This window comes from Arthrobacter sp. Y3223065 (genome assembly GCF_059090885.1).
Genome location: NZ_JBNHGC010000004.1, coordinates 1 through 24,238, shown reverse-complemented (window position 1 = coordinate 24,238; position 24,238 = coordinate 1). Strand labels below are relative to the sequence as shown.

Genomic DNA, 24,238 nt, shown 5'->3' with positions numbered 1-24,238 from the left:
CGTTATAGTCGCTGTATGAGCACTACCGGGCGCCCGCAAGCCGTCATGTCCAACCCCCGAGCCGATCGGGTCAGGGATGTGGCAAAGCTTGCCGGGCGCTCGGTGCGTTTAAAGCGCCGCCAATTCCTGGCCGAAGGCCCGCAGGCTGTCCGCGAGGCCCTGTCCGCCCACCGCGCGCATCTTGGCGCCGGAAACAGCGGCATCGTGGCCGAGGTCTTCGCCACCGAAGCCTGCCTGGACCGCTCGCCTGAACTGGCGGACCTCGCCGACGGCGTGCCGTTGCGGCTGGCCACCGATGCGGTTCTGGCGGCAATGGCAGACACCGTCAACCCCCAGGGGATCGTGGCCGTCTGCCACTACCTGGACCGGCCGCTGAACGAGGTCCTGCAAAGCAAACCCCTGCTGCTGGCGGTCATGGTCCGGGTGCAGGACCCGGGCAACGCCGGCACCATCCTGCGGGCGGCCGATTCCGCCGGCGCCGATGCCGTGATACTGACCAACTCCAGCGTGGACATCTACAATCCCAAGGCCGTGCGTTCCACGGCCGGATCGCTCTTCCACCTGCCTGTGGTTAACGGGCACGATTTCGGCGACGTGGCCGCCGCCGTACGCGCCGCCGGCGCAACCGTGCTGGCAGCTGACGGCTACGGCACCATCGATCTGGACGATTTGCAGGACCGCAGTGCCTTGGCCCGGCTGGGAGAAGCTCCCGCAGCCGGGGACGAGGGCGGGGCCGGCCTTCCGGATCTGGCGGCGCCTACCGCCTGGTTCTTCGGGAACGAAGCCCAAGGGTTGTCGTCCGAAGAGCTCGCTGCCGCGGACCATCGGGTGGCCGTGCCGGTTTACGGCCAGGCCGAAAGCTTGAACGTCGGCACGGCCGCCACGGTCTGCCTGTATGCCTCCGCAAGGTCCCAGCGGCGGCGCGGACCCGCAGGATAGCTGCTCCCGATCGGCCCAAGCGGGAACGTGCCGTACGCAGCATCCGAACGATCCTGACACTGCGGATCAGGCGAAGCCGGGACTTCCGGCCGGGGCATGATCCTCAGGTGAGGCTGCGCCGTTTCTCAAGCGCCCCGCTAAGACCGGCGATGACCAGTCCCAAGGATGCCAGCCCGGCGCCGACCAACGCCGGCGCGGCATAGCCCCAGCCCCAGGAAATCACGAGGCCGCCTAGGAAAGCACCGAGGGCATTGGCCATGTTCAGCGCCGAATGGTTCAGCGAGGCGGCCAGCGTCTGGGCGTTGGGGGAGGCATCCATGAGGCGGGTCTGCAACGCCGGGATCAGGCTCGATCCTGCGGCACCGAGGAGGAAAACGAGTGGAATCGCCAGGGCAGCAACGGACGAGGCCGCCCAGAAGAACACCAGGATCACGATGATCGCCGTCATGACCTGGTAGATGGTCCCCATCACGGAGTGGTCCGCCAACCGGCCGCCAATGAAGGTGCCGACGACCATACCCAGCCCGTAGAGACCGACAATCAGCGGCAGGGCGGCCGGGGCCAAACCCGTCACTTCGGTCATGGTGGGGCTGATGTAGGAATATACGGCGAAGAATCCGCCGAAACCGACCACGCCAATCAACAGCGCCAGCCAGACCTGGATCCGTCTCAGCGCGCCGAGTTCCCGGCGGATGCCGGCCTCTGCATGCGCGGGGCTGAAGGGGACCAGACGCTGGATCATCAGTACGGTCAGCGCGCCGACGATGCCCACGGCCACGAACATCAGCCGCCAGCCGTATTGCTGGCCCAGCCACGTCACCAACGGCACGCCGACGACGTTGGCCACGGAGAGCCCCAGCATGACCATGGCGACCGCCTGCGCGCGGCGGGTGGGGGAGACCAGCGAGGCGGCCAAGACGGCGGCCACGCCGAAGTAGGCGCCGTGCGGCAGGCCGGAAATGAACCGGGTGACCAGCATCGTGGCGTAGTCGGGCGCGAACACCGACGAGAGGTTCCCGAGCGTGAACAGGACCATCAGCCCCAAAACCATGTGCTTGTGCGGAAGCTTGGCTCCGAGGGCGGCGAGCAGCGGTGCACCGACCACCACGCCCAGGGCATAGGCGGAAATCAAGTGCCCGCTCTCCGGGATGGAGACGTTCAGGCCGGCCGCCACGTTCTGCAGCAGGCCCATGATGGCAAATTCCGTGGTGCCGATGCCGAAGCCGCCCATGGCCAGCGCAACGATGGCCCACGCCGTCCGGCGGTTTTCGGTCTGCCTCCGGGCGGCGGCGAGTGTGGGGGAATTCATGATCGGCTTTCGGTCGAACGGTCAAGTGGGCGCCGGCGCAAGGGTTGGCGTGCCACGGCATACGGCACGGGCGGCAGTTGCGGGCACCGGCTGTCACTGTACGGCAACGCGGCCGCGCGGCATCCCATTCCGGACCCGTGTGGGCTGTGGGCTGCGGCATAGTCCGGGCCGGGCGGGTCGGGAGCGACCGGCACCGTAGACTGATCGGCGTGCAACTGAGCCTGAAACAGATTGTGGGGGCAGCCATCTTCGATGCCCGCGAAGCCCCGAGCAGATTACTGGCCGCCCGGCGCTCCGCGCCAGAGGCGCTGGCCGGCCTGTGGGAGTTCCCCGGCGGCAAAGTGGAGCCGGGGGAGAGCTGCGAGGACGCCCTGCGCCGCGAAATCCGCGAAGAACTGGGAGTCGGCATAGAGCTGGGAACCGAAGTCTCCGGCCCGCTCCCGCAGGGGTGGCCGCTGAATGAAGCGGCGGCCATGCGGGTATGGTGTGCCTACATCACCGACGGACTGCCGCAGCCGCTGCAAGACCACGACGAATTGCGCTGGGTCCGGCTGGAGGCGGCAGAAGCCGCGGCCTTGCCTTGGATCCCCGCCGATTTTCCGATCCTCGAAGCTGTGCTCACCGCTGCAGGCGACACCGCCAACCGTCCCGCCTGACGGCTCCCGCCGGACCCCCTGCGGGCCAAACATTGCGGGCCCTCAGAACAAGGTTGCCTGTCCCGCTGCGGCCGGCACGCCGGCCGGCGCCGCCGGGCGATCCGCCGGTGGCCGAACCGCTACGTCGCGCAGCCGGGCTGTGTTTTCCAAACCGTGCCGGCGCTTGGCTGCCCCGACCCGGGCGGCCAGCCAACGTCGATAATCCTTGGCGGCATACGTGCCGCCGTCGTAGAGGCGGCGGTACCTGCCGACCAGTTGCGGGTATTCCTTGGCAAGCCACTGCAGGTACCATTCCCTGGCGCCGGGACGCAGGTGCAGCGCTCCCGCCGTCATGCTGGTGGCCCCGGCGGCAGCCACGGCCGCGCAGAGCTCGTCGAGCGCGTCCTCCGAGTCGGTTAGCCAGGGCAGGATCGGCATGGCCATCACCGAACAAGGCAGGCCGGCGTCGCTCAGCTTGGCGATCAGCTCCAGCCGGGCCCGCGGGGTCGGTGTTCCCGGCTCCACGCGGTGCGCCAATCCCGCGTCGGTCATGGCGAGCGAAATCCCCATGCCGACGTCAACGTCCCTGGCCGCCTCGCGCAGCAGCGGCAGGTCACGGGCCAGCAAGGTGCCCTTGGTCAGGATCGAAAACGGCGTTCCCGACGCGGCCAGGGCCTTGATGATCTCCGGCATCAGCTTGTAGCGGCCCTCGGCCCGCTGGTAAGGATCAGTGTTGGTGCCCATGGCCACGTGTTCGCGCTTCCAGGACGGCCGGGCAAGCTCGCGCCGGAGAACCTCGCCCACGTTCACCTTGACGACCAACTGGCTGTCAAAATCGAGCCCGGTGTCCAGGTCAAGGTAGCTGTGGGTCTTGCGGGCGAAGCAATACACGCAGGCGTGGCTGCAGCCACGGTAGGGGTTGATGGTCCATTCGAACGGCATCCGGGACCCTGCGCCCACGCGGTTCAGCGCGGACTTGGCCATGACCTCATGGAACGTGATGCCGGCGAAACCGGGGGTCTGGACGCTCCGGACGAGTCCGGACAACGGGAGCAGCGCTCCGGGTTCCGCTTGCTGGGAGGACCACCTCATTCTTTAAGTAGAACACATCTTCGAACTGGGCGACAGGGCCCGAGGGAGTCCAGCAGGAAATCTAGCCGGAGGCCCGGGGGCCGGAAGGAAACTCAGCGCGCCGCCCGTTTCGGCCGCGAAGCGCGCTGTCCCGGTCCCCGCCGCACCCGCCGCTCGGCGTAGCCGCCCGACTGCAGCCCGGCCCAGCGCTCGAAGATGTTCCGGGATGCCGGGTCGCCGGTCCGCCACCACGACCACGCAGCGGCGCAGGCGTACAGCGGCAGGAACGGCAGGCCGAGGCACCAGGCATATTGGCTGCTGTGGCGGGACTCGTGGCCCAGCAGCACCGGGTTGCCGGCCAGCCCGGCCGCGGCGTCGCGGAACAGCACCACGTTGCCCACGGTGAAGGCAGCGGCCTTCGGCAGCCCGGGCCGGAAGCCGTGGGCCAGGATCAGGCCGTGCGGGCCAGGGTGCAGGCTGCAGCGGACCGCGGCGGCGAGCCCCAGTCCCACCAGGGTGGAGCCGTTAACCAGGTTCCAGGCGGCACGCAGCTTCTCGGACGGCGTCATGGGCTTATCGTAAGCGTTTCGAGTCGGTGCCAGCCCGTGAACTAGACTGGACTGGTTGCCCGTGCGCGGGCAGAAACCCTTTAACCTAATCCGAGGTCCCCACAGCACATGTCTGACGTGACACCCCCAGCCCTGGAGCCGCCCGTCCCGAGCCCCCTCGACGAAGCCGCGGTTGCCGCCGCCGTCGAGCAGGCAGTGATGGCTTTTAAGGCTGCCTCCGACCTGGACGGGCTCAAGACTGCCCGGCTCGCCCACGCCGGCGAGAAATCCCCGCTCAGCCTGGCCAACCGCGAAATCGGCAAGCTGGCCAAAGAGGACAAAGCGGCCGCCGGCAAGATCGTTGGTCCGGCCCGCGGGCGCATTAACCAGGCGCTGGCCGCCCGCACCGCCGAACTGGAAGCCGAACGGGAGGCGCAGATCCTCGTCGAGGAGGCCGTGGACGTTACCGCGGCTCCGCGCCGCCGCCGTCCCGGTGCCCGGCACCCGCTCTCCACGCTGCAGGAACGGGTCAGCGACATCTTCGTGGGCATGGGCTGGGAGGTCGCCGAGGGGCCGGAGGTGGAATCCGAGTGGTTCAACTTCGACGCCCTGAACTTCAAGCCGGACCACCCCGCCCGGGAGATGCAGGACACCTTCTTCGTGGAGCCACCGGAAGCCCATCTGGTGCTGCGGACCCACACATCGCCGGTGCAGGTCCGCTCCATGCTGGAACGGGACCTGCCCGTGTACGTGCTCTGCCCGGGCCGGACATTCCGCACCGATGAGCTGGACGCGACCCATACGCCGGTTTTCCACCAGTTTGAAGGCCTGGCCGTGGACAAGGGGCTCACGATGGCCGACCTGCGCGGCACCCTGGAGCACTTCTCCCGGCAGATGTTCGGCGCCGAGGCCAAGATCCGGCTGCGCCCGGCCTACTTCCCGTTCACCGAGCCCTCCGCCGAGATGGACATCTGGCACCCGGGTGCCAAGGGCGGCCCCCGCTGGATCGAGTGGGGCGGCTGCGGCATGGTCAACCCCAATGTGCTGCGCGCCGCCGGCATCGATCCGGAGGTCTACTCCGGTTTCGCCTTCGGCATGGGGATCGAACGCACCCTCATGTTCCGCAATGACGTCCCGGACATGCACGACATGATCGAAGGCGACATCCGCTTCAGCCAGCACTTCGGGATGGAGATCTAGAACTATGCGTATTCCCCTTTCCTGGCTGCGCGAGTACGCGCAGGTTCCCGCAGACGCCACCGCCGAGGACGTCATGGCCGACCTCGTCAAGGTCGGGCTCGAAGAAGAGGACGTCCACCGTCCGTCCGATTCGATCTCCGGGCCGATCGTGGTGGGCCAGGTCCTCGACCTGGTCAAGGAGCCGCAGTCTAACGGCAAGACCATCAACTGGTGCCACGTCCGTGTAGCGCCCGAAGGCGCCGGACAGCCGCTCGCCGGCGACGGCATCGACCCGTCCGGCGTGCAGGGCATCGTCTGCGGGGCCCACAATTTCGAGGTTGGCGACAAGGTCGTGGTGACGCTGCCCGGCGCCGTGCTGCCGGGGGATTTCCGGATCACCCCGCGCAAAACCTACGGGCACACTTCCGCCGGCATGATCGCCTCCGCCCGGGAGCTCGGCATCGGCGACGACCACGACGGCATCATTGTGCTCTCCCGGCTGGGCCTCGACCCCGAAATCGGCACCGACGCGATGGAACTGCTCGGCCTGACCGACGAGGCGGCCGAGATCAACGTGACGCCGGACCGCGGCTACTGCTTCTCCATTCGTGGCGTGGCCCGCGAATACGCGCTCGCCACCGGCACCGAATTCATCGATCCGGCCAGCCGGGTCGATGTCTCCGAAGCAACCGGCGAGGGCCACCCCGTCCGGCTCGAAGACCAGGCTCCGGTCTACGGCAAGCCCGGCTGCGACCGCTTCGTGGCGCGCACGGTCCGCGGCGTCGACCCGTCGCGGCCTACGCCCCAGTGGCTGGCCTCCCGGCTGCGCCTGGCCGGCATGCGCTCCATCTCGCTGGTCGTGGACATCTCCAACTACGTGATGCTGGAACTGGGCCAGCCGCTGCATTTCTACGATGCGGACAAGCTTCAGGGCCCCATCGTGGTGCGCCGGGCCAATCCGGGCGAGACCCTGGTGACCCTGGACGGCAAGGAGCGCCGGCTCTCCACCGAGGACCTGCTGATCACCGATGACCGCGGCGCCATCGGCCTGGCCGGCGTGATGGGCGGTGCCGAAACCGAGGTCGGGGACGGAACCGCCAATGTGCTGATTGAGTCCGCCCACTTCGACGACGTCTCCATGGGCCGCACCCGCCGCCGGCACAAGCTGCCGTCGGAGGCGTCCCGGCGCAACGAGCGCGGAGTGGACTGGGAAATCGCGGATGAGGCAGCTCAGCGTGCCGTGGACCTGCTGGTCGAACTCGCCGGCGGCACCGCCGACACCACCGCCACGGATGCCGGGGCACGTCCGGCGCCGGTCGAGATCGACCTGCCCGACGGGTTCGCCTCCCGCCTCATCGGCTTCGAGTACACCGCGGGGCAGATTGAATCCGCCCTCACCGGCATCGGCGCTTCCATCGAAGCGTACGACGGCGGCCTGCGCGTCACGGCGCCCAGCTGGCGTCCCGACCTGGCCATCAAGGAGGACCTGGTCGAGGAAATCGCCCGGCTGGTGGGCTACGACCGGATTCCGGCCACCCTGCCGGTGGCACCGCCCGGCCGTGGCCTGACCCGTGGCCAGCAGCAGCGCCGCCGCGTGCTGCAGTCGCTGGCCGACGCCGGCCTGACCGAGGTGCTCAGCTACCCGTTCGTTTCCACCGGGCAGAACGAAACCTTCGGAACTCCCGAGGCCGGGTCCGGGGTCGCCGCCGTCAAGCTGGCGAATCCGATCTCCGCCGAATTCGGGTACCTGCGCACCAGCCTGCTGCCGGGCCTGCTGGAGACCGCACGCCGTAACCATTCCCGCGGCTTCCGCGATCTGGCGTTGTACGAAGGCGGCCTGGTGTTCCTGCCCGGCGACAAGACCGGGTCCTCGATCCTGCCCCCGCTGGGCGCCAAGCCATCGGACGAGGTGCTCGAGGAACTGCAGGCCGGGATCCCCGACCAGCCCTGGCACGTGGCCGCGGTCCTGATCGGGCACGAGGCGGCACCGGGCGCAGGGTTCACACCCCGCCACTGGGAATGGTCGGACGCTCTGGACGCCGCACTGGCTGTCGGCGACGTCCTCGGCGTTGAACTGGTCGTTGCCCAGGGACAGCACCAGGCCTTCCACCCGGGCCGCACCGCGCAGTTGTCGCTGCGCACCGGCGAGGTGGTCGGCTACGCCGGCGAGCTGCATCCGAAGCTGCTCCAGGATTGGGACCTGCCGGCGCGGACCGCCGTCATGGAACTGGACGGGGAGGCGCTGTTTGAGGCCGCCGCGGACGTGATCGTGGCCAAGCACCTGTCCACCTACCCCGTGTCCACCCAGGACGTAGCGCTGGTCGTCGATTCGTCGATCCCGGCCGAGGCGGTCCGCGAGGCGCTGCGGGAAGGCGCCGGCGAACTGCTGGAAGATGTAGCCCTGTTCGACGTTTATTCGGGCACCGGGATAGAGCACGGGAAGAAATCGCTGGCGTTCGGGCTGAGGTTCCGGGCGGATGACCGCACGCTGACCGCCGACGAGGCCTCCGCGGCACGGGCGCAGGCCGTGGAACTGGCCGCAGCCCGCTGCGGTGCCGTTCAGCGGTAACCGGTTACTGCCATGAATGACGACGGCGGGGCCCACCGACGCAGGTGGGCCCCGCCGTCGTGGGGGAAAGGGAAAAGGAACGCATGAAGGCCCAGGTGATACTGCAGTTGGTGCAGCTGCAAAACGGGTTCCCGGCCGCCAGCGAGCCGGACCGGCGTCCCAGCATCCGCGCGCGCACCCGTGAAGCCGTCCGCCTGCTGGCGGCGCAGGAACTGAACGTCGACGCCGACCGGATGCGGCTCGCCTTCGACTGCCGCCAATGCCCGCGGGGCAATGATGGCCGGCATGGCCAGCCGCAGCTGCTGCTGGACGGCGCTCCGGCGCCCGCCCGCCTGAGCTACGCCCGCTCGGGCCGCTGGCTGCTGGCCGCGCTGTCCTTCCGGCCCGTGCTGCTCGGAGTCGACATCGAAGACGCTTGGGCGGACGCTTTCCGGCCGGAGGACAACATCGATGCCGTCATGCTCACCGAATCGGAGCGGACCCTGGTGGAACGGGCAGCCGACCCGCGCCTCCTGCGGGCCCGGCTGTGGACCAGGAAAGAGGCCGTGCTGAAGTCGACCGGCCATGGCCTGCGGCTCTCACCGGATACGATCGGCGTCGCCGGTGCCGACGGTGAACCCGAGCTGTCCGGCTGGCCCGGGGAAGCAGGGGACCGCCCCGGGCTGCAACTGCTGGACCTCACGCTGGCGGATGCCGGCGGGGACGTGCCGCCCGGTCTCGCCGCGGCGCTGGCGGTGGGCGGGTCGGCCGACCCGAAAATCACCTACCGGGAAACTGTGGCAGTCCACGGCTGAACAGCTAGGGTGACAGCAGTAGCTCCGCCCTCCGCCCGCCCGCCGTGGTTTCCTCATCCACCAGAGCCAGGAACGCCGGCGTATCCACCGAGCCGCGGGCGTTGCCGGCACCTGGGGGCTACGGGGCCAGCAGCAGCTTGCCTGTGGTGCGGCGGGCCTGCAGGTCCTCGTGTGCCTGCGCTGCCTCGGCGAGGGAATATGTTCGGCCGATCCGGATGTCCAGGCGGCCGGACAGGACGGCGTCGAACAATTCGCTAGAACGCCAGCGCCGTTCCTGTGGCGTCAGCAGATGGTCGGCCAGCTTGGGGCGGGTGACGAACAGCGATCCGGCGTGGTTGAGCCGCTGCAGGTCGAACGGCGGCACCTGGCCCGACGCGCCGCCGAACAGCACGAGCATGCCGCGGGTACGCAGGCTGGCCAGCGAACCGTCGAAGGTGTCCTTGCCGACACCGTCGTAGACCACGTCCACGCCCGTCCCGGCGGTCAGTTGGTGCACCTTCCGGGCAAAATCGTCGTAGCGGAGGACTTCATCCGCCCCCGCGCTGCGGGCCAGTTCTTCCTTCTCGTCGGTGGACACCGTGGTGATCACCCGGGCGCCCTTGGCTTTGAGCAACTGTGTCAGGATCAGGCCGACGCCGCCGGCACCCGCATGGGTGAGCACCGTCTGGCCGGGCTGGACCCTGAAGCTGGAGTTGATCAGGTAATGCGCCGTCATGCCCTGCAGCGGGATGGCGGCCGCCACTTCGTCGGCCACGCCCTCCGGCACCGGGAGCGCGGCCTCTGCGGAGACCACGGTGTACTCCGCGTAGGTGCGGTCGCCTTCGGCGAAGGCGACGCGGTCGCCGGGGGCGAACCCGTCGACGCCGGCGCCGACGGCTTCGACCGTGCCGGCCGCTTCGGAGCCGGGCGTGTAGGGGAATTGGACGTTGTAGACGCCGCTGCGCTCATAGGTCTCGACGAAGTTCACACCTGCCGCGGCCACCTTCACCAGCAGTTGGCCCGGGCCGGGCTGCGGCGTGTCGACCTCGCGCAGTTGCAGTACTTCCGGACCGCCGGGAGCGGCGGCCACGATTGCCTTGGCCATGTAGGGTCTCCTTAAACGTGCTCGGGGCTGTCGGTGCCGGCAGGAATCGGCCACGGCGGGCCGGCCGGCTCTGAAACCATCGTAGGCGCTGCCGAGCCGCGTCCCGCCAGCCCGCTCCGCCGGCAGCGCTCCTGCATAAATATCCTGTCTGCTGCATACTTTTGCTGTATGCTGAATGCCATGACAATCAAGGTTGCAGTGTCCGGTGCCAGCGGTTACGCGGGTGGTGAGGTCCTCCGCCTGCTGGCGAACCATCCCGAGGTCTCCATAGGAGCCATTACCGCGCACAGCAATGCCGGCTCGCGGTTGGGGGAACTGCAGCCGCACCTGCATTCTCTGGCGGACAAAATCCTGGTCGACACAACCGCCGCGAACCTGGCCGGGCACGACGTGGTGTTCCTGGCGCTGCCGCATGGTGCCAGCGCGGACATCGCCGCCGCGCTGCCGGCAGACACGCTGGTGGTGGATGCCGGCGCGGACCACCGGCTGGTCGACCCGGTGTCCTGGGAGAAGTTCTACGGCACCGCCCACGCCGGCAGTTGGCCCTATGGCCTTCCCGAACTTCCCGGCCACCGGGAGAAGCTGCGGGGCGCCCGCCGGATCGCCGTCCCGGGCTGCTATCCGACCAGTTCGCTGCTGGCGCTGACTCCGGGCTTTGCGGCCGGGCTGCTGGAGCCCGGCGACGTGGTGATTGTCGCTGCCTCCGGTACCTCCGGGGCCGGCAAGTCCGCCAAGGTGCACCTGATCGGTTCGGAAGTCATGGGCGGCATGAGCCCGTACGGGGTTGGCGGAGGCCACCGGCACACTCCGGAAATCGAGCAGGGGCTCTCGGCGGCCGCCGGCGAGGCGGTCACGATCTCGTTCACCCCGACCCTCGCGCCGATGAGCCGCGGCATCCTGACCACGGCCACCGCGCGCGTCAAGCCCGGTACGGATGCCCAGGCATTGCGGAGCGCCTGGGAATCCGCCTACGCGGACGAGCCCTTTGTGCACCTGCTGCCCGAGGGCCAGTGGCCGAATACCAAGTCAGTGCAGGGCAGCAACCACGCCGTGCTGCAGTTGGCCTTCGACGAGCACGCGGGCCGCGCCGTCGTCACCTGCGCCATCGACAACCTCACCAAGGGAACCGGCGGCGGCGCCATCCAGTCCATGAACATCGCCCTCGGCCTCGACGAGACCGCCGGCCTGACCCACCAGGGGATTGCACCGTGAGCGTTACCGCACCCAAGGGATTCCGCGCCGCCGGTGCCACCGCCGGCCTGAAAGCCTCCGGCAAGCCCGATGTCGCCCTGGTGGTCAACGACGGACCGCAGCGGACGGCGGCGGCCGTCTTCACGTCCAACCGCGTGGCGGCCGCACCGGTGCACTGGTCACGGCAGGTCGTCGGCGACGGCCGGGCGGACGCGGTCGTGCTCAACTCCGGCGGCGCCAACGCCTGCACCGGGGCCGAGGGTTTCCAGAACACCCATGCCACCGCCGAGAAAACGGCAGACCTGCTCGGGATTTCATCGGGCGACGTGGTGGTGTGCTCCACCGGGCTGATCGGCGAGCAGCTGCCAATGGACAAGCTGCTGCCGGGAGTCGAAGCGGCGGCAGCGGCCTTGTCCGACGACGGCGGCGCCGACGCTGCCGAAGCCATCATGACCACCGATTCCATGTCCAAGCAGGCCCTGTTCACCGGCGGCGGGTACAGCATCGGCGGCATGGCCAAGGGCGCCGGCATGCTGGCCCCGGGCCTGGCCACCATGCTGGTGGTCATCACCACGGACGCCGAACTGGCACCGCCGGCGCTCCAGGCGGCGCTGCGCGAGGCCACGCGGTTGACTTTCGACCGGACCGATTCCGACGGCTGCATGTCCACCAACGACACCGTGGTGCTGCTGGCTTCGGGCGCTTCCGGGACACTTCCTTCGCTGGAAGACTTCACGGCTGCGCTGACCGGCGTCTGCGCGGATCTGGCCCGGCAGCTGATCACCGATGCCGAGGGCGCCAGCCACGACATCGCGGTCACGACCATCAACGCGGCTTCCGAGCGGGATGCGGAAACCGTGAGCCGCGCCGTGGCCCGCTCCAATTTGTTCAAGACCGCCATTTTCGGCAAGGATCCGAACTGGGGCCGCGTGCTGTCCGCGGTGGGCACGACCGACGCCGCCTTCGAGCCGGACCAGCTCAACGTCAGCATGAACGGCGTGCAGGTCTGCCGAAACGGCGGTGTGGGCGAACCGCGCGACCTGGTGGACCTGAACGGCCGCGACGTGGCCGTGGTGATCGACTTGAACGCCGGCAGCGAAACCGCAACCATCTGGACCAATGACCTCACGCACGAGTACGTGCATGAGAACTCCGCCTACTCCAGCTGAGGACCGACGATGAACACAATGCTGATGGCCCAGGACAAGGCCGCCACGCTGATCGAGGCCCTGCCCTGGATCCAGCGGTTCGCCGGAACCACCATGGTGATCAAGTACGGCGGCAACGCCATGGTCAACGACGAACTGCGGCAGGCGTTCGCCGAAGACATCGTCTTCCTCCACCACGCCGGCATCAAGCCGGTGGTCGTCCACGGCGGCGGCCCGCAAATCAACGCCATGCTCTCCCGGCTGGGCATCGAGTCCGAGTTCAAGGGCGGCTTGCGGGTCACCACGCCCGAAGCCATGGACGTGGTGCGCATGGTGCTCACCGGACAGGTCGGCCGGGAACTGGTGGGCCTGATCAATTCGCACGGGCCGTACGCCGTGGGCCTCTCCGGTGAAGACGGCGGGCTGCTGCAGGCAGTGCGCACCGGCACCGTGGTGGACGGCGAAGACGTCGACCTGGGCCTGGTCGGCGAAGTGGTGGGCGTCAATCCGTCCGCCATCCTGGATCTGCTCGACGCCGGTCGCATCCCGGTGATCTCCACCGTGGCACCGGAAATCGGCGGCGACGGCGAAGGCACCAACCAGGTGCTCAACGTCAACGCCGACACCGCGGCCGCTGCTGTCGCGGACGCTTTGCACGCCTCGCGGCTGGTCATCCTCACCGACGTCGAGGGGTTGTACGCCAACTGGCCGGACAAGTCCTCCTTGATTTCTTCGCTGACGGCGGGGGAGCTGCGCGAGCTGCTGCCGCGGCTGCAGTCCGGCATGATTCCCAAGATGGAAGCCTGTTTGAAGGCGGTCGACGGGGGAGTGGAGCGGGCCGCCGTCGTCGATGGCAGGATGCCGCACTCGATCCTGCTGGAAATCTTTACCGCAGCCGGCATCGGCACCCAGGTCGTTCCGGACGGAGACGCAGCATGAACACCACACATACCGTTTCCCCGGCTGCCGGCCTCGCCGGGCTGGAAGGACTGGAAGGCCTGGACAACCAGCAGCTGTTGGAGAAGTACCGCCAGTCGCTGATGGGGGTCTTCGGAACCCCGCAGCGCGTCCTGGTCCGTGGCAAGGGCTGCACCGTCTGGGACGCGGACGGCAGGGAATACCTCGACCTGCTCGGCGGAATTGCCGTGAACGCCCTGGGCCATGCGGACGAGTTCCTGACCGGGGTCGTGGCCGCCCAGCTGTCCACCCTCGGCCATGTCTCGAACTTCTTCACCAGCCCGGCACAGATTGCGCTGGCGGAGCGGTTGCTGCAGCTCGCCGCCGCTCCGGCCGGTTCCAAGGTGTTCTTTGCCAACTCCGGCACCGAAGCCAACGAAGCGGCGTTCAAGCTGGCCCGGCGCAACTCCAGTCCCACCCGGACCAAGATCCTTGCCCTCGAGGGGGCGTTCCACGGCCGGACCATGGGGGCCCTGGCGCTGACGGCCAAGCAGTCCTACCGCGAACCGTTCGAACCGCTGCCCGGCGGTGTGGTCCACCTGCCCTTCGGTGACGAGGACGCCCTCCGCGCCGCCGTCGACGAGTCCGTGGCCGCCGTGGTGCTGGAACCAATCCAGGGGGAGGTGGGCGTCCGGCCGCTGCCCCAGGGCTATCTGAAGGCGGCCCGCGAACTTACCGAGGTCGCGGGCGCGCTGCTGATCCTGGACGAGGTGCAGACCGGCGTCGGCCGCACCGGCAACTGGTTCGCGTTCCAGGGCGCAGTGGCCGGCGGCGAGCAGATCCTCCCGGACGCCATCACCCTGGCCAAGGGCCTGGGCAGCGGGCTGCCGGTCGGCGCGTTGATCACCTTCGGCGCAGCAACCTCGCAGCTCCTGACGGCGGGCCAGCACGGCACCACGTTCGGCGGCAACCCGGTGGCGACGGCGGCCGGCCTGGCGACGCTGCACGCCATCGAGTCGCGCGGGCTGCTGGCTCATGTGACCGGGCTCGGGGAGCGGCTGCGCGCGGACCTGGCCGGCACGGAACACGTCGTCGAGGTCCGCGGCGAGGGCCTGCTGATCGGCATCGACCTGGATGCCGACATCGCCGCCGCCGCGGTGGCTGCCGCGCTGGAGGCCGGCTTCATCATCAACAACCCCGGTCCGCGCACGCTGCGGCTGGCTCCGCCGCTGATCCTGACCGCCGAAGAGGCCGCCCGGTTCACCGCCGCGCTGCCGGACATCCTGACCACCGCGGCTGCCCGGGCCGCCGCAACCAGCAAGGACGCAACATGACCCGCCACTTCCTGAAGGACACCGACCTCAGCCCGGCCGAGCAGGCGGAAGTGCTGCAGCTGGCCGCTGAGATGAAGCAGTTTCCCTACCGCTACCAGCCGTACGCCGGAGACGGGGCCGGCCGTCAGACCGTTGCCGTGATCTTCGACAAGACCTCCACGCGCACCCGGGTGTCCTTCGCCGCCGGGATCGCGGACCTGGGCGGCGTGCCGCTGGTCATCAACCCCGGCGAATCACAGCTGGGACACAAAGAGTCCGTCTCCGACACCATCAAGGTAATGGAACGAATGGTCTCTACAGTGGTCTGGCGGACCTACGCCCATGCCGGGCTGGAGGAGATGGCGGCGATCTCCCGTGTGCCGGTCATCAACTCGCTTTCCGACGACTATCACCCCTGCCAGCTGCTGGCTGACCTGCTGACGGTCCAGGAACACAAAGGCAAGCTGGCCGGCCTCACCATGGCCTACCTGGGCGATGCCGCCAACAACATGGCCAACTCGTACCTGCTCGCGGGCGCGACGGCGGGGATGCACGTGCGGATCGCCGGACCCGCCGGACACCTCCCGGACGCATCGGTCGTGGCCGAAGCCGAAGCACGCGCCGCCGAAACCGGCGGATCGGTACAGATCACTACGGATCCCGCGCAGGCGCTGGCGGAGGCCGACGTCGTCGCCACGGACACGTGGGTCTCGATGGGGCAGGAAGACGAAAAGGCGGAGCGGCTGGAACTGTTCAAGGACTACGCCGTGGACCAGGCGGCCCTGAAACTGGCAGCTGACGACGCCGTCGTGCTCCACTGCCTGCCCGCCTACCGGGGCTACGAGATCGCCGCCGAGGTGATCGACGGCCCCCAGTCGGTGGTGTGGGACGAGGCGGAGAACCGGCTGCACGCCCAGAAGGCGCTCATGGCATGGCTGATGGACAAGTCGTCGCTGGCTCCCCTGGCCGGGAGCTGACGGCGATGAACACGATGCCGGCCACCAAGACCGCCCGCCAGGCCAAGATCACCGCGATCCTCACCGGCGAGTCGGTGCGCTCGCAGGCGGAACTGGCCGCACGGCTGGCGGACGAGGGAGTCCAGGTCACCCAGGCCACGCTCTCGCGGGACCTGGTGGAATTGGGCGCGGTACGGGTGCGCGGCCAGGACGGCGGGCTGATCTATGCGGTGCCCAGCGAGGGCGGGGAACGCGCACCGCAGAGCGGTGTGACCCAGGAGATCCTGGATGCCCGGCTGGCCCGGCTCTGTGCCGACCTGCTGGTCACCGCCGAGGCCTCCGCAAACCTGGTGGTCCTGCGGACACCGCCCGGAGCCGCCAACTTCCTGGCGCTGGCCATCGATCACTCGGTCATGCCGTCGGTTCTGGGCACAATTGCGGGCGACGACACCGTCCTGCTGGTGACACGGGACCCGGCCGGCGGAGCGGCGCTCGCCGCGCGGTTCCTGCAGTTTGCCGACGAATCCTCGCGCAACGCCTGACCCAATAACCTAGTCGCAGCAGCAACTGCGGCAGCCGGCGCGGAAGCCGGCGCAACCAGCCATCTCCGCGGCCGGCACGGCAGGGTGCGGAACCGTCACCAGGGCAACCTGGCGGAAAGGGAAGACATAACGTGACGCAGGAACCGAAGAGCACCGGAGCAGGGCACACCAACGAGGGCGCCCTGTGGGGCGGCCGCTTCGCCGGTGGCCCGGCCGATGCCCTGGCCGCGCTGAGCAAGTCCACGCATTTCGACTGGCGCCTGGCACAGTACGACATCGCAGGTTCCCGCGCCCACGCCAGGGTGCTGCACAAGGCCGGGTTGTTGGACGACGCCGAACTGCACGGCATGCTCGCAGCCCTGGACCAGCTCGACGACGACGTGCGGTCGGGCGCGTATGTGGCGGCCGAGTCGGACGAAGACGTGCACGGCTCCCTCGAGCGCGGGCTGATCGAACGGGCGGGCGCGCAGCTGGGCGGCAAGCTTCGTGCCGGGCGGTCCCGCAACGACCAGATTGCCACCTTGGGCCGCATGTACCTGCGCGACCATGCGCGGATCATTGCGGGGGGCGTGCTGGCAACCATTGACGCGCTGCTCAGCCAGGCCCGCCGGCATCCGGATGTCGCCATGCCCGGCCGCACGCACCTCCAGCACGCGCAGCCGGTGCTGCTGTCCCATCATTTGCTGGCCCACGCTTGGGCGCTGCTGCGGGATGTCCAGCGGCTGGCGGACTGGGACAAGCGGGCCGCCGTCTCTCCCTACGGCTCCGGGGCCCTGGCCGGTTCCTCGCTCGGCCTGGACCCCAACGCCGTCGCGGCGGACCTCGGCTTTGAATCCGCGGCCTGGAACTCGATCGACGGGACTGCCTCGCGGGACGTCTTTGCCGAATTCAGCTGGGTGGCAGCCATGATCGGCGTGGACCTGTCCCGGATATCGGAAGAAGTCATCCTTTGGGCCACCAAGGAATTCTCCTTCGTGACCCTGGACGATGCCTACTCCACGGGCTCCTCGATCATGCCGCAGAAGAAGAACCCGGACGTCGCGGAATTGGCCCGCGGAAAGGCCGGCCGGCTGATCGGCGACCTGACGGGGCTCTTGGCCACCCTCAAGGGCCTGCCGCTGGCCTACAACCGTGATCTGCAGGAAGACAAGGAACCGGTCTTTGACGCGGCCGACACCCTGGAGCTACTGCTGCCCGCGGTCGCCGGCATGATCGAAACCCTGGGCTTCAATACCGAGCGGCTGGAAGCGCTGGCCCCGCAGGGTTTCGCGCTGGCCACCGACATCGCCGAATGGTTGGTCCGGCAAGGCATTCCGTTCCGGGAGGCACACGAACTTTCCGGCGCCGCCGTCAAACAGGCCGAAAGCCGCGGAGTGGAACTCTGGGACCTGACGGACGAGGAATTCGCTGCCATCTCCCCGCACTTGACTCCGCAGGTGCGTGAAGTGCTCACGGTTGAAGGTTCGCTGGCCAGCCGCAGCTCGCAGGGCGGCACCGCGCCGGCCGCCGTGGCCGCCCAGATCGCGGCTCTTGAAACAGGGCTGGAAAGCGCGCGCCGCTATGCCTCCGGCGGCCGCCCCTGAACCCGCCGACGGCCGGCGCGGGGTAAGTTACCAGCCGGTAGCAAATGGTGCTGCGGTAGTTTGTGAAGCGACGGGTCAAGAGCCACTGAGCCGAGGGAGCAGGCATGTCGACGCTGAGCCAGGACGAGGAAAAGCTGGTGCCGGAGGGACGGATCGAGCGGGTTGACGGAGACTACGTCCTGGCCTTCGACCGACAGCTCGATTACCCGCGCAGCTACATCTGGAGCCTCCTAGCGGAAAAGGACAAGGTCGCCAAATGGCTGGGCAACCTTGACGCCGACTGGCAGCTGGGCCATACCTACGAGCTGGACCTGGGCGGTGGCGTCACCAGCGGCACGGTCTTGCAGCTGAATCCGCCGCTCAGCCTGCAGATCAGCTGGGAGGACGAGCTAGGGCAGGAGGCGGTCATCGAATGGCGGGTGCTGGAGAGCGACGGCGGGACCCTGCTGCAGTTCCGATCCCGCGCCGAGGGGCCGGACTTCCTCACCGAAGGCAGCGCGGGCTGGCAAACAATCCTGGACGCGCTCGGCGCTGTCGCGGCCGGGCGGCCGCCGGATCTGGAGCCCGACCGATGGACGCGGCTGCGGGAAGCCTATTCCCGCCAGTACCAGCTATCGCATTCGATGGGCACCGCCGAAAGGGATTCGGGACGCACCAGCCTGCGTTTCGATCGGTTGCTTGATGCCGCCCAAACCCAGGTCTGGGCGGCCCTGACGGAGCCGGATCTGCTCGGCAGGTGGCTGGGTCCCGGTCGCGTGGAGCTGCAGGTTGGCGGTGCCGTCGAATTCAACCTGCCGGAACGCACGGTTAACGGGGACGTGGAGTATGTGCTCGCCGACAGCCGGCTCGACTACACCTGGACGGCTCCGGAGGGCACCGGGACCGTGCACTGGATGCTGGAACCGGCCGACGGCAAGACCCGTTTGCTGCTGGTGCACAACGTAGGGCGGGAGATTTCGCCGGAAAGCCTGATGGCCCGCTGGCATGCGCGGCTGGATGCCCTCGCCACGGTGCTTGCCGGCGGTCATGTGCATGATTCGGCCCACCGGCTCGAAGCCTTAACCCGCTTCTACCAGCGGGCGCAGCCAGCCTAGTGGACGCAGCCTTACTTCACTGGCTCGGCCGGTCCGCCGTGGATGTTGCTCCGGGGCTGCTCGGCGCCCGGCTGACACACACCACGTCCGAGGGAACGGTAGCCGTGCGGCTTACCGAGGTAGAGGCCTACATGGGCGAGCACGACCCGGGATCGCATGGCTTCCGCGGTCCGACGAACCGCAACAAGGCGATGTTCGGCCCGCCCGGCCACATCTATGTCTACTTCACCTACGGCATGCACCATTGCGTGAATATCGTGTGCGGCCATGAGGGCCAGGCCACCGGTGCCTTGCTCCGCGCCGGTGAGATCACGCAAGGCCTTGACCTTGCCAGAAGCCGGCGCGCCTCGGCCAAGAACGACGCGGAATTGGCACGGGGGCCGGCCCGGCTGGCCACTGCGCTGGGGCTTACGTTGGAGGACAACGGCCGGGCCTTCACCGAGGGGGAACTGGAACTGGCACGACCGGCGGTCCGGGCATCCCATCAGCATGTGCGGACCGGGCCGCGGGTGGGCGTCAGCGGCGAGGGCGGCACCGCCGCCTACCCGTGGCGTTTCTGGCTCGAAGGGGACCCGACGGTCTCGCAGTACCGGGCCGCGAAGCCGCGGCGGCGCGCCGGCAGCGGGTAGGGTAGACGGGTGAATGAACGCCCCCGCGAATCAGTTGAAGCCATGGTCAACCGTCTTTCGGAAACGGTTCGGGACTATCCGAAGCCAGGGATCATCTTCCGGGACCTGACTCCTGTATTCGCCGACGGCGAGGCGCTGCACGCCTTGGTGCACGCCTTGATCGACCCGTTCGAGGGCCAGTTCGACGCCGTCGCCGGCGTCGAGGCGCGCGGATTCCTGCTGTCGGCCGCGGCCGCGTACGCCTCCGGCACAGGAGTCATCACCGTGCGCAAGAAAGGCAAACTGCCGCGCAGGACGATCTCGGAAGATTATGCACTGGAGTACGGCACGGCCACGCTCGAAATCCATGCCGACGAACTGCTGCCGGGTTCGCGCGTGCTGATTCTGGACGATGTGCTGGCCACCGGCGGGACCCTCGGTGCGGCCTGCCGTCTTTTCGAACGGGCCGGAGTGCAAGTTGCCGGATTCGGCGTGGTCCTCGAACTCTCGGCCCTGCGGGGCAGGTCTGCCCTGACCGGACACCGCATCCGCTCGTTGGTGCGTGAATAGCCACCCTCTTATGCGCCCTTGGCGAAAGGGCCCGTGCCCGCCCGCCCAGGGTCGTCCTGGCGGAAGAAAATTTACCGCGCCGGTAGTAGAATGGACGGTCTGCCTTTTGGGGAGGGAAAACACGTATGCCTGAATCGCCTTCGGCCCATGCCGAGCTTGAAATTGAGCGCGCCTACGTGGCCGGGCTGTACCGCCGGCTGGAAGAATTGCGCGCCGAAAAACAGGAACAGTTGGCCCGCGTCCGCAGCAGCGGTGCGGTGGGAAGCATGCAGAACATTTCCGAGCGTGACGCGTTCGCGACGATGTACGAGGACCGGCTGGCGCAGCTGAACGCCGTGGATGACCGGTTGGTGTTCGGCCGACTCGATCTGGACGACGGCGACCGTCGCTACATCGGACGAATCGGACTCAGCACAGCAGATCTGCAGCAGTTGATGGTCGACTGGCGGGCGCCGGAAGCCGGGGCGTTCTACCAGGCGACGGCCTTTGAACGGCTGGGTGTTCGACGGCGCCGCCATCTGATTTTACAGGGGCACCAGGTCAAGGGCATCGAAGACGACGTGCTGGATTCGACCATGCTCGCCGAGGGCGGCACCCTGCAGGGCGAAGGCGCCCTGTTGGCGGCGCTGAATTCGAAGCGGACCGGTGCCATGTCCGACATTGTCGGCACCATTCAGGCCGAACAGGACCGCATCATCAGGGCCCCGATGTCGGGGATCCTCGTGGTTCAGGGCGGTCCCGGAACGGGCAAGACCGCCGTCGCCCTGCACCGGGCGGCGTACCTGCTGTATTCGCACCGCGAACGGCTGAAGTCCGCCGGCGTGCTGCTGGTGGGACCGTCGAACTCTTTCATGAAGTACATCGAGCGTGTGCTTCCCTCGCTGGGCGAGACCGGCGTGGTTATGTCCACCCTGGGCGGCCTCATGCCCGGGATCCGGGCCGTGTCCGAGAGCAACCCCGCCGTGGCCGAGATCAAGGGCCGCCTGGCCATGGCCGACGTCGTCGCCAACGCAGTAGCCAACCGCCAGAGACTCCCGGCGGAACCGCGCAAGCTCAACGTCGAAGGGACCATGCTGACCCTGACACCGCGCCAAGTGGCACGGGCACGCGACCGGGCACGGGCGACCGGCAAACCACACAACGCCGCCCGGGTCACGTTCGTGAAGATCCTGCTGCGCGAACTGGCGGACCAGTTGGGTGAGGCACTGGAGAAATCGTCCGGACCGGGCAACAACGCCGACCGCGCCTACCTTGTCGAAGACGTGCGCACTTCACGCGATGTGAGGGTGGCACTGAACCTGGCGTGGATGCCGCTGACTCCGGAAAAGCTCATCGGAGAACTGCTCAGCAAGCCGGCCCACCTCGCGGCAGCCGCCCCCGACCTGACGGAAGCCGAACGCAATCTGCTGCTGCGCCCCGCGGACGCGCCGTGGACGGAAGCCGACGTGCCGCTGCTCGATGAAGCCGCGGAGCTGCTTGGCGACATGGACGCCTCGGGCGGGCGTGACAAGGCCCAGCGGGATGCGGAGCGGGCCCGCGACGTCGCCAATGCCGAACAGTCGCTGCGGAACGTCGACCAGATGCTGCGTGACATCGGGATCGACGGCGTGGTCAGCGCCGAGGACCTGGCCGGTTACAACCAGGCGCAGCAGACCCGCTTCACGGCTGCCGAACGGGCCGCCGTCGACCGCACCTGGGCCTTCGGCCACATCGTGGTTGACGAGGCGCAGGAGTTGTCGGCCATGCAGTGGCGACTGCTGATGCGCCGCTGTCCGCTCAAGTCGTTCACCGTCGTCGGCGATATCGCCCAGACGAGTTCGGCTGCCGGCGCGGAATCGTGGCAACAGGCACTCGAGCCGTTCGCCGGCGACCGTTGGCAGCTTGAAGAACTGACGGTGAACTACCGCACGCCTTCCCAGATTGCGCAGGCGGCCGTCCGGATGGCCAACGCTGCGGGCCTGGTCGTGTCGGCCCCGAAGGCGGTGCGGGACGGCCGCTGGTCACCGGTAGTGGACCGGGTGCCGGAGGGCCGCATGGTCGAACGGCTTCTGGAGGTCATGCCCGAGGAGCTTGCTGCTGCCGACGGCGGTCTGTTGGCTGTCATTGCCTCCGACCACCGCCTGCCGGAGGTCCGGGATGCGCTGACCGCAGCCTACGGGGCACGCGTGGGCGGGGGTGCCGGTGGGATGGAACAGGACATCAGCGTGCTCGGTCCGCAGGAGGCGAAAGGCCTGGAGTTCGATTCCGTCGTAGTGCTTGAGCCGGCCGAGCTTTTGCACCGTGTCGGCGGCCGCGTCGGGGATCTCTATGTCGCCATGACCCGTCCGACCCAGCGGCTCCGGCTGCTGGCCGAAGGCGACGTCCCCGAGGGCATTGAAGGCTGATAATTTGGTAACCGTGACTAATACGTTTCTCGCTTCCCAACGCAACGACCCTGGTTTTGCCAACGTTTGGCAGGAACTGAAGTGGCGCGGCCTTATCCATGTTTCGACCGACGAAGCCGAACTGGAGAAGCTGCTGGCGGGGGACCCGATCACGTACTACTGCGGCTTCGACCCCACCGCTCCAAGCCTCCACCTGGGCAATCTGGTCCAGCTGCTGACCATGCGGCGGCTGCAGCTGGCGGGGCACAAGCCGCTGGGCCTTGTTGGCGGTTCCACCGGGCTGGTCGGCGATCCTCGGCCCACCGCCGAGCGCACCATGAACACCAAGGAAACCGTCGCCGAGTGGGTGGACCGCCTGAAGGGACAGGTGCAGCGTTTCCTGGACTTCGACGGTGCGAACCCCGCGCGCATGGTCAACAATCTGGACTGGACAGCCCCGATGAGTGTGCTGGACTTCCTGCGCGACATCGGAAAGCACTTCCGCGTCGGGACGATGGTCAAGAAGGACATCGTCGCGTCCCGGTTGAACTCAGAGGAGGGGATCAGCTACGCGGAATTCAGCTACCAGATCCTGCAGGGCATGGACTACCTGGAGCTGTACCGGCAGTACGGCTGCATCCTGCAGACCGGCGGGTCGGATCAGTGGGGAAACCTCACCAGCGGTATCGAGCTGATCCGCAAGGTGGAAGGCCAGTCCGTTCACGCCATCGGCACGCCGCTGATCACGAACTCGGACGGAACCAAGTTCGGCAAGAGCGAGGGCAATGCCATCTGGCTGGATGCTGACATGTGCAGCCCGTACGCCATGTACCAGTTCTGGCTCAATACGGCCGACGCGGACGTCGTCCAGCGGCTCAAGGTCTTTACCTTCCGCTCCCGCGAAGAAATCGAAGAGCTTGAGCGCGCCGTGGCCGAACGGCCGCATGCCCGCGAGGCACAGCGTGCCTTGGCCTATGACGTGACATCGATTGTGCACGGCCCCGCAGCCACCGACAAGGTTATCGCCGCTTCTTCGGCCCTGTTCGGGCAGGGCGACCTGGCCGAGCTGGACGAAGCGACTCTTATCGCTGCCACTGCCGAGCTGCCCAGCGCAGTCACCGGTGCCGATACCACCGGCATCATCGACCTGTTGGTCCGGTCGGGTCTGGCCGCCAGCAATTCCGCGGCGCGACGGACCGTCGCCGAGGGCGGCGCCTACGTCAATAACCAAAAAATTACCGATCCGGACGCCGCGGTCGGGAGTGAACAGCTCCTGCACGGCAAATACCTGTTGATGCGCCGCGGGAAGCGAACGCTCGCCATGGTCGAAGTGTCTGCCTGATTTCGCCGGCGTTCGAAACGTCAGCCCCGGCCACGTCGAAGGGCCCGCAGTCTCCCGTGTTAAAGGGAGGCCGCGGGCCCTTCGGCATCAGTGGCGGGTGTCACCCACCGGCGATTTGCGGGCCGCGCCGGTGCCGTGTAATGTTTTCTGAGTCGCCGCCGCTGGTTGTGAAACAGCCGGCAGGAAACGCGGCAAGCCCCTTCGATAAAATGACAGCGACTGTCATGCGCCCGAGTGCGCAGGCAAATTAGCTGGTTTTTTGTGATGGGTTCGTGCCTTTTCTTTAGTTAAATGAAGCGGAAACGCGGATTTGACAGAAAGAAAAGGGATGGAATAAAGTAGAAACATCGCAACGAAGAAAAACAAAGAGAATCTCGGAAGAAATTCTTTCTGAAAAGTATTCGTTTGCTCCTGTTGTTTGAGAACTCAATAGTGTGCCAAGTTTGTTGATACCAATTATTTATTGGTTGAAAGTGCCGTGGCGTGCCGCCCCTGTGGTGTGT

At 67.9% G+C, this 24,238-nt stretch carries 21 protein-coding genes; 17 read left to right on the top strand and 4 right to left on the bottom strand.

Features of this window, described 5'->3' with window-relative positions:
- Positions 1-15 precede the first annotated feature (15 nt).
- Positions 16-939 (top strand): TrmH family RNA methyltransferase, encoded by a 924-nt coding sequence (locus AC5RUK_RS11865; protein ID WP_494152294.1) that lies wholly within the window; start codon positions 16-18, stop codon positions 937-939.
- 103 nt (positions 940-1,042) lie between these two features.
- Here AC5RUK_RS11865 and AC5RUK_RS11860 read toward each other — a convergent pair whose 3' ends face one another.
- Positions 1,043-2,248, bottom strand: a complete 1,206-nt coding sequence (locus AC5RUK_RS11860; protein ID WP_494152293.1) for an MFS transporter — start codon at positions 2,246-2,248, stop codon at positions 1,043-1,045.
- A gap of 215 nt (positions 2,249-2,463) precedes the next feature.
- Between AC5RUK_RS11860 and AC5RUK_RS11855 the strand changes: the two genes are divergently transcribed.
- Positions 2,464-2,904 carry a (deoxy)nucleoside triphosphate pyrophosphohydrolase gene (locus tag AC5RUK_RS11855; RefSeq protein WP_494152441.1) on the top strand — a complete coding sequence of 147 codons (441 nt, stop codon included), beginning with the start codon at positions 2,464-2,466 and terminating at the stop codon, positions 2,902-2,904.
- A 42-nt stretch (positions 2,905-2,946) separates the two neighbouring features.
- Here the strand turns inward: AC5RUK_RS11855 and AC5RUK_RS11850 are convergent, their stop codons facing one another.
- Both AC5RUK_RS11850 and AC5RUK_RS11845 read right to left on the bottom strand, forming a co-directional pair.
- Complete coding sequence (locus tag AC5RUK_RS11850) at positions 2,947-3,975, bottom strand: Rv2578c family radical SAM protein (protein ID WP_494152292.1); 1,029 nt, start codon at positions 3,973-3,975, stop codon at positions 2,947-2,949.
- A 92-nt stretch (positions 3,976-4,067) separates the two neighbouring features.
- Positions 4,068-4,523, bottom strand: coding sequence for a hypothetical protein (locus tag AC5RUK_RS11845; RefSeq protein WP_494152291.1), 456 nt, complete (start codon positions 4,521-4,523; stop codon positions 4,068-4,070).
- Between the two features lie 108 nt (positions 4,524-4,631).
- On the opposite strand from AC5RUK_RS11845, the gene pheS reads away from it, so the two are divergent.
- The 3 genes from pheS to AC5RUK_RS11830 all read left to right on the top strand — a co-directional run bounded on the left by pheS (position 4,632) and on the right by AC5RUK_RS11830 (position 9,044).
- Entirely contained in the window at positions 4,632-5,702 is a 1,071-nt protein-coding gene (gene pheS, locus AC5RUK_RS11840) for a phenylalanine--tRNA ligase subunit alpha (protein ID WP_493988212.1), read from the top strand.
- Positions 5,703-5,706: 4 nt separating this feature from the next.
- Positions 5,707-8,250 (top strand): phenylalanine--tRNA ligase subunit beta, encoded by a 2,544-nt coding sequence (gene pheT, locus AC5RUK_RS11835; RefSeq protein ID WP_494152290.1) that lies wholly within the window; start codon positions 5,707-5,709, stop codon positions 8,248-8,250.
- A gap of 83 nt (positions 8,251-8,333) precedes the next feature.
- Positions 8,334-9,044, top strand: a complete 711-nt coding sequence (locus AC5RUK_RS11830; protein WP_493988214.1) for a 4'-phosphopantetheinyl transferase family protein — start codon at positions 8,334-8,336, stop codon at positions 9,042-9,044.
- Between the two features lie 118 nt (positions 9,045-9,162).
- Here AC5RUK_RS11830 and AC5RUK_RS11825 read toward each other — a convergent pair whose 3' ends face one another.
- Positions 9,163-10,128 carry a quinone oxidoreductase family protein gene (locus AC5RUK_RS11825; RefSeq protein ID WP_494152289.1) on the bottom strand — a complete coding sequence of 322 codons (966 nt, stop codon included), beginning with the start codon at positions 10,126-10,128 and terminating at the stop codon, positions 9,163-9,165.
- A gap of 180 nt (positions 10,129-10,308) precedes the next feature.
- Between AC5RUK_RS11825 and argC the strand changes: the two genes are divergently transcribed.
- From argC to tyrS, 12 genes are all read left to right on the top strand, one after another.
- Positions 10,309-11,340 (top strand): N-acetyl-gamma-glutamyl-phosphate reductase, encoded by a 1,032-nt coding sequence (gene argC, locus AC5RUK_RS11820; RefSeq protein ID WP_493988216.1) that lies wholly within the window; start codon positions 10,309-10,311, stop codon positions 11,338-11,340.
- Positions 11,337-12,488, top strand: a complete 1,152-nt coding sequence (argJ, locus tag AC5RUK_RS11815; protein WP_494152288.1) for a bifunctional glutamate N-acetyltransferase/amino-acid acetyltransferase ArgJ — start codon at positions 11,337-11,339, stop codon at positions 12,486-12,488. Before argC ends, argJ begins: the two co-directional genes overlap by 4 nt.
- A 9-nt stretch (positions 12,489-12,497) precedes the next feature.
- Entirely contained in the window at positions 12,498-13,406 is a 909-nt protein-coding gene (argB, locus tag AC5RUK_RS11810; RefSeq protein WP_493988218.1) for an acetylglutamate kinase, read from the top strand.
- The gene (locus AC5RUK_RS11805; protein ID WP_494152287.1) at positions 13,403-14,698 is read left to right on the top strand and encodes an acetylornithine transaminase; all 1,296 of its coding nucleotides are present in this window, start codon (positions 13,403-13,405) and stop codon (positions 14,696-14,698) included. Before argB ends, AC5RUK_RS11805 begins: the two co-directional genes overlap by 4 nt.
- Positions 14,695-15,654 (top strand): ornithine carbamoyltransferase, encoded by a 960-nt coding sequence (gene argF, locus AC5RUK_RS11800; protein WP_494152286.1) that lies wholly within the window; start codon positions 14,695-14,697, stop codon positions 15,652-15,654. The genes AC5RUK_RS11805 and argF overlap by 4 nt, the downstream gene beginning before the upstream one ends.
- A 5-nt stretch (positions 15,655-15,659) precedes the next feature.
- A complete protein-coding gene (locus AC5RUK_RS11795) occupies positions 15,660-16,175 on the top strand; it encodes an arginine repressor (RefSeq protein ID WP_493988252.1) in 516 nt (171 codons plus the stop codon).
- A gap of 131 nt (positions 16,176-16,306) precedes the next feature.
- Positions 16,307-17,758, top strand: a complete 1,452-nt coding sequence (gene argH / locus AC5RUK_RS11790; RefSeq protein ID WP_494152285.1) for an argininosuccinate lyase — start codon at positions 16,307-16,309, stop codon at positions 17,756-17,758.
- A gap of 104 nt (positions 17,759-17,862) precedes the next feature.
- A complete protein-coding gene (locus AC5RUK_RS11785) occupies positions 17,863-18,852 on the top strand; it encodes an SRPBCC domain-containing protein (protein ID WP_494152284.1) in 990 nt (329 codons plus the stop codon).
- Positions 18,852-19,481 (top strand): DNA-3-methyladenine glycosylase, encoded by a 630-nt coding sequence (locus AC5RUK_RS11780; RefSeq protein ID WP_493988223.1) that lies wholly within the window; start codon positions 18,852-18,854, stop codon positions 19,479-19,481. The genes AC5RUK_RS11785 and AC5RUK_RS11780 overlap by 1 nt, the downstream gene beginning before the upstream one ends.
- Before the next feature lie 42 nt (positions 19,482-19,523).
- Positions 19,524-20,030, top strand: a complete 507-nt coding sequence (locus tag AC5RUK_RS11775; RefSeq protein ID WP_493988253.1) for an adenine phosphoribosyltransferase — start codon at positions 19,524-19,526, stop codon at positions 20,028-20,030.
- A 125-nt stretch (positions 20,031-20,155) separates the two neighbouring features.
- Positions 20,156-22,414 (top strand): HelD family protein, encoded by a 2,259-nt coding sequence (locus AC5RUK_RS11770; RefSeq protein ID WP_494107883.1) that lies wholly within the window; start codon positions 20,156-20,158, stop codon positions 22,412-22,414.
- A 13-nt stretch (positions 22,415-22,427) separates the two neighbouring features.
- Positions 22,428-23,735 carry a tyrosine--tRNA ligase gene (tyrS, locus tag AC5RUK_RS11765; protein ID WP_493988225.1) on the top strand — a complete coding sequence of 436 codons (1,308 nt, stop codon included), beginning with the start codon at positions 22,428-22,430 and terminating at the stop codon, positions 23,733-23,735.
- The last annotated feature ends 503 nt before the right edge of the window (positions 23,736-24,238 follow it).

What these genes read in the sequence shown, in the direction of transcription:
- pheT (WP_494152290.1), top strand. Translation starts at nt 5,707, where the DNA reads ATGCGTATTCCCCTTTCCTGGCTGCGCGAGTACGCGCAGGTTCCCGCA.
- argB (WP_493988218.1), top strand. Translation starts at nt 12,498, where the DNA reads ATGAACACAATGCTGATGGCCCAGGACAAGGCCGCCACGCTGATCGAG.
- AC5RUK_RS11845 (WP_494152291.1), bottom strand. Translation starts at nt 4,523, where the DNA reads ATGACGCCGTCCGAGAAGCTGCGTGCCGCCTGGAACCTGGTTAACGGC.
- AC5RUK_RS11795 (WP_493988252.1), top strand. Translation starts at nt 15,660, where the DNA reads ATGAACACGATGCCGGCCACCAAGACCGCCCGCCAGGCCAAGATCACC.
- AC5RUK_RS11805 (WP_494152287.1), top strand. Translation starts at nt 13,403, where the DNA reads ATGAACACCACACATACCGTTTCCCCGGCTGCCGGCCTCGCCGGGCTG.
- argC (WP_493988216.1), top strand. Translation starts at nt 10,309, where the DNA reads ATGACAATCAAGGTTGCAGTGTCCGGTGCCAGCGGTTACGCGGGTGGT.
- AC5RUK_RS11860 (WP_494152293.1), bottom strand. Translation starts at nt 2,248, where the DNA reads ATGAATTCCCCCACACTCGCCGCCGCCCGGAGGCAGACCGAAAACCGC.
- AC5RUK_RS11775 (WP_493988253.1), top strand. Translation starts at nt 19,524, where the DNA reads ATGGTCAACCGTCTTTCGGAAACGGTTCGGGACTATCCGAAGCCAGGG.
- AC5RUK_RS11825 (WP_494152289.1), bottom strand. Translation starts at nt 10,128, where the DNA reads ATGGCCAAGGCAATCGTGGCCGCCGCTCCCGGCGGTCCGGAAGTACTG.
- AC5RUK_RS11830 (WP_493988214.1), top strand. Translation starts at nt 8,334, where the DNA reads ATGAAGGCCCAGGTGATACTGCAGTTGGTGCAGCTGCAAAACGGGTTC.
- AC5RUK_RS11865 (WP_494152294.1), top strand. Translation starts at nt 16, where the DNA reads ATGAGCACTACCGGGCGCCCGCAAGCCGTCATGTCCAACCCCCGAGCC.
- AC5RUK_RS11785 (WP_494152284.1), top strand. Translation starts at nt 17,863, where the DNA reads ATGTCGACGCTGAGCCAGGACGAGGAAAAGCTGGTGCCGGAGGGACGG.
- AC5RUK_RS11770 (WP_494107883.1), top strand. Translation starts at nt 20,156, where the DNA reads ATGCCTGAATCGCCTTCGGCCCATGCCGAGCTTGAAATTGAGCGCGCC.
- argF (WP_494152286.1), top strand. Translation starts at nt 14,695, where the DNA reads ATGACCCGCCACTTCCTGAAGGACACCGACCTCAGCCCGGCCGAGCAG.
- pheS (WP_493988212.1), top strand. Translation starts at nt 4,632, where the DNA reads ATGTCTGACGTGACACCCCCAGCCCTGGAGCCGCCCGTCCCGAGCCCC.
- AC5RUK_RS11850 (WP_494152292.1), bottom strand. Translation starts at nt 3,975, where the DNA reads ATGAGGTGGTCCTCCCAGCAAGCGGAACCCGGAGCGCTGCTCCCGTTG.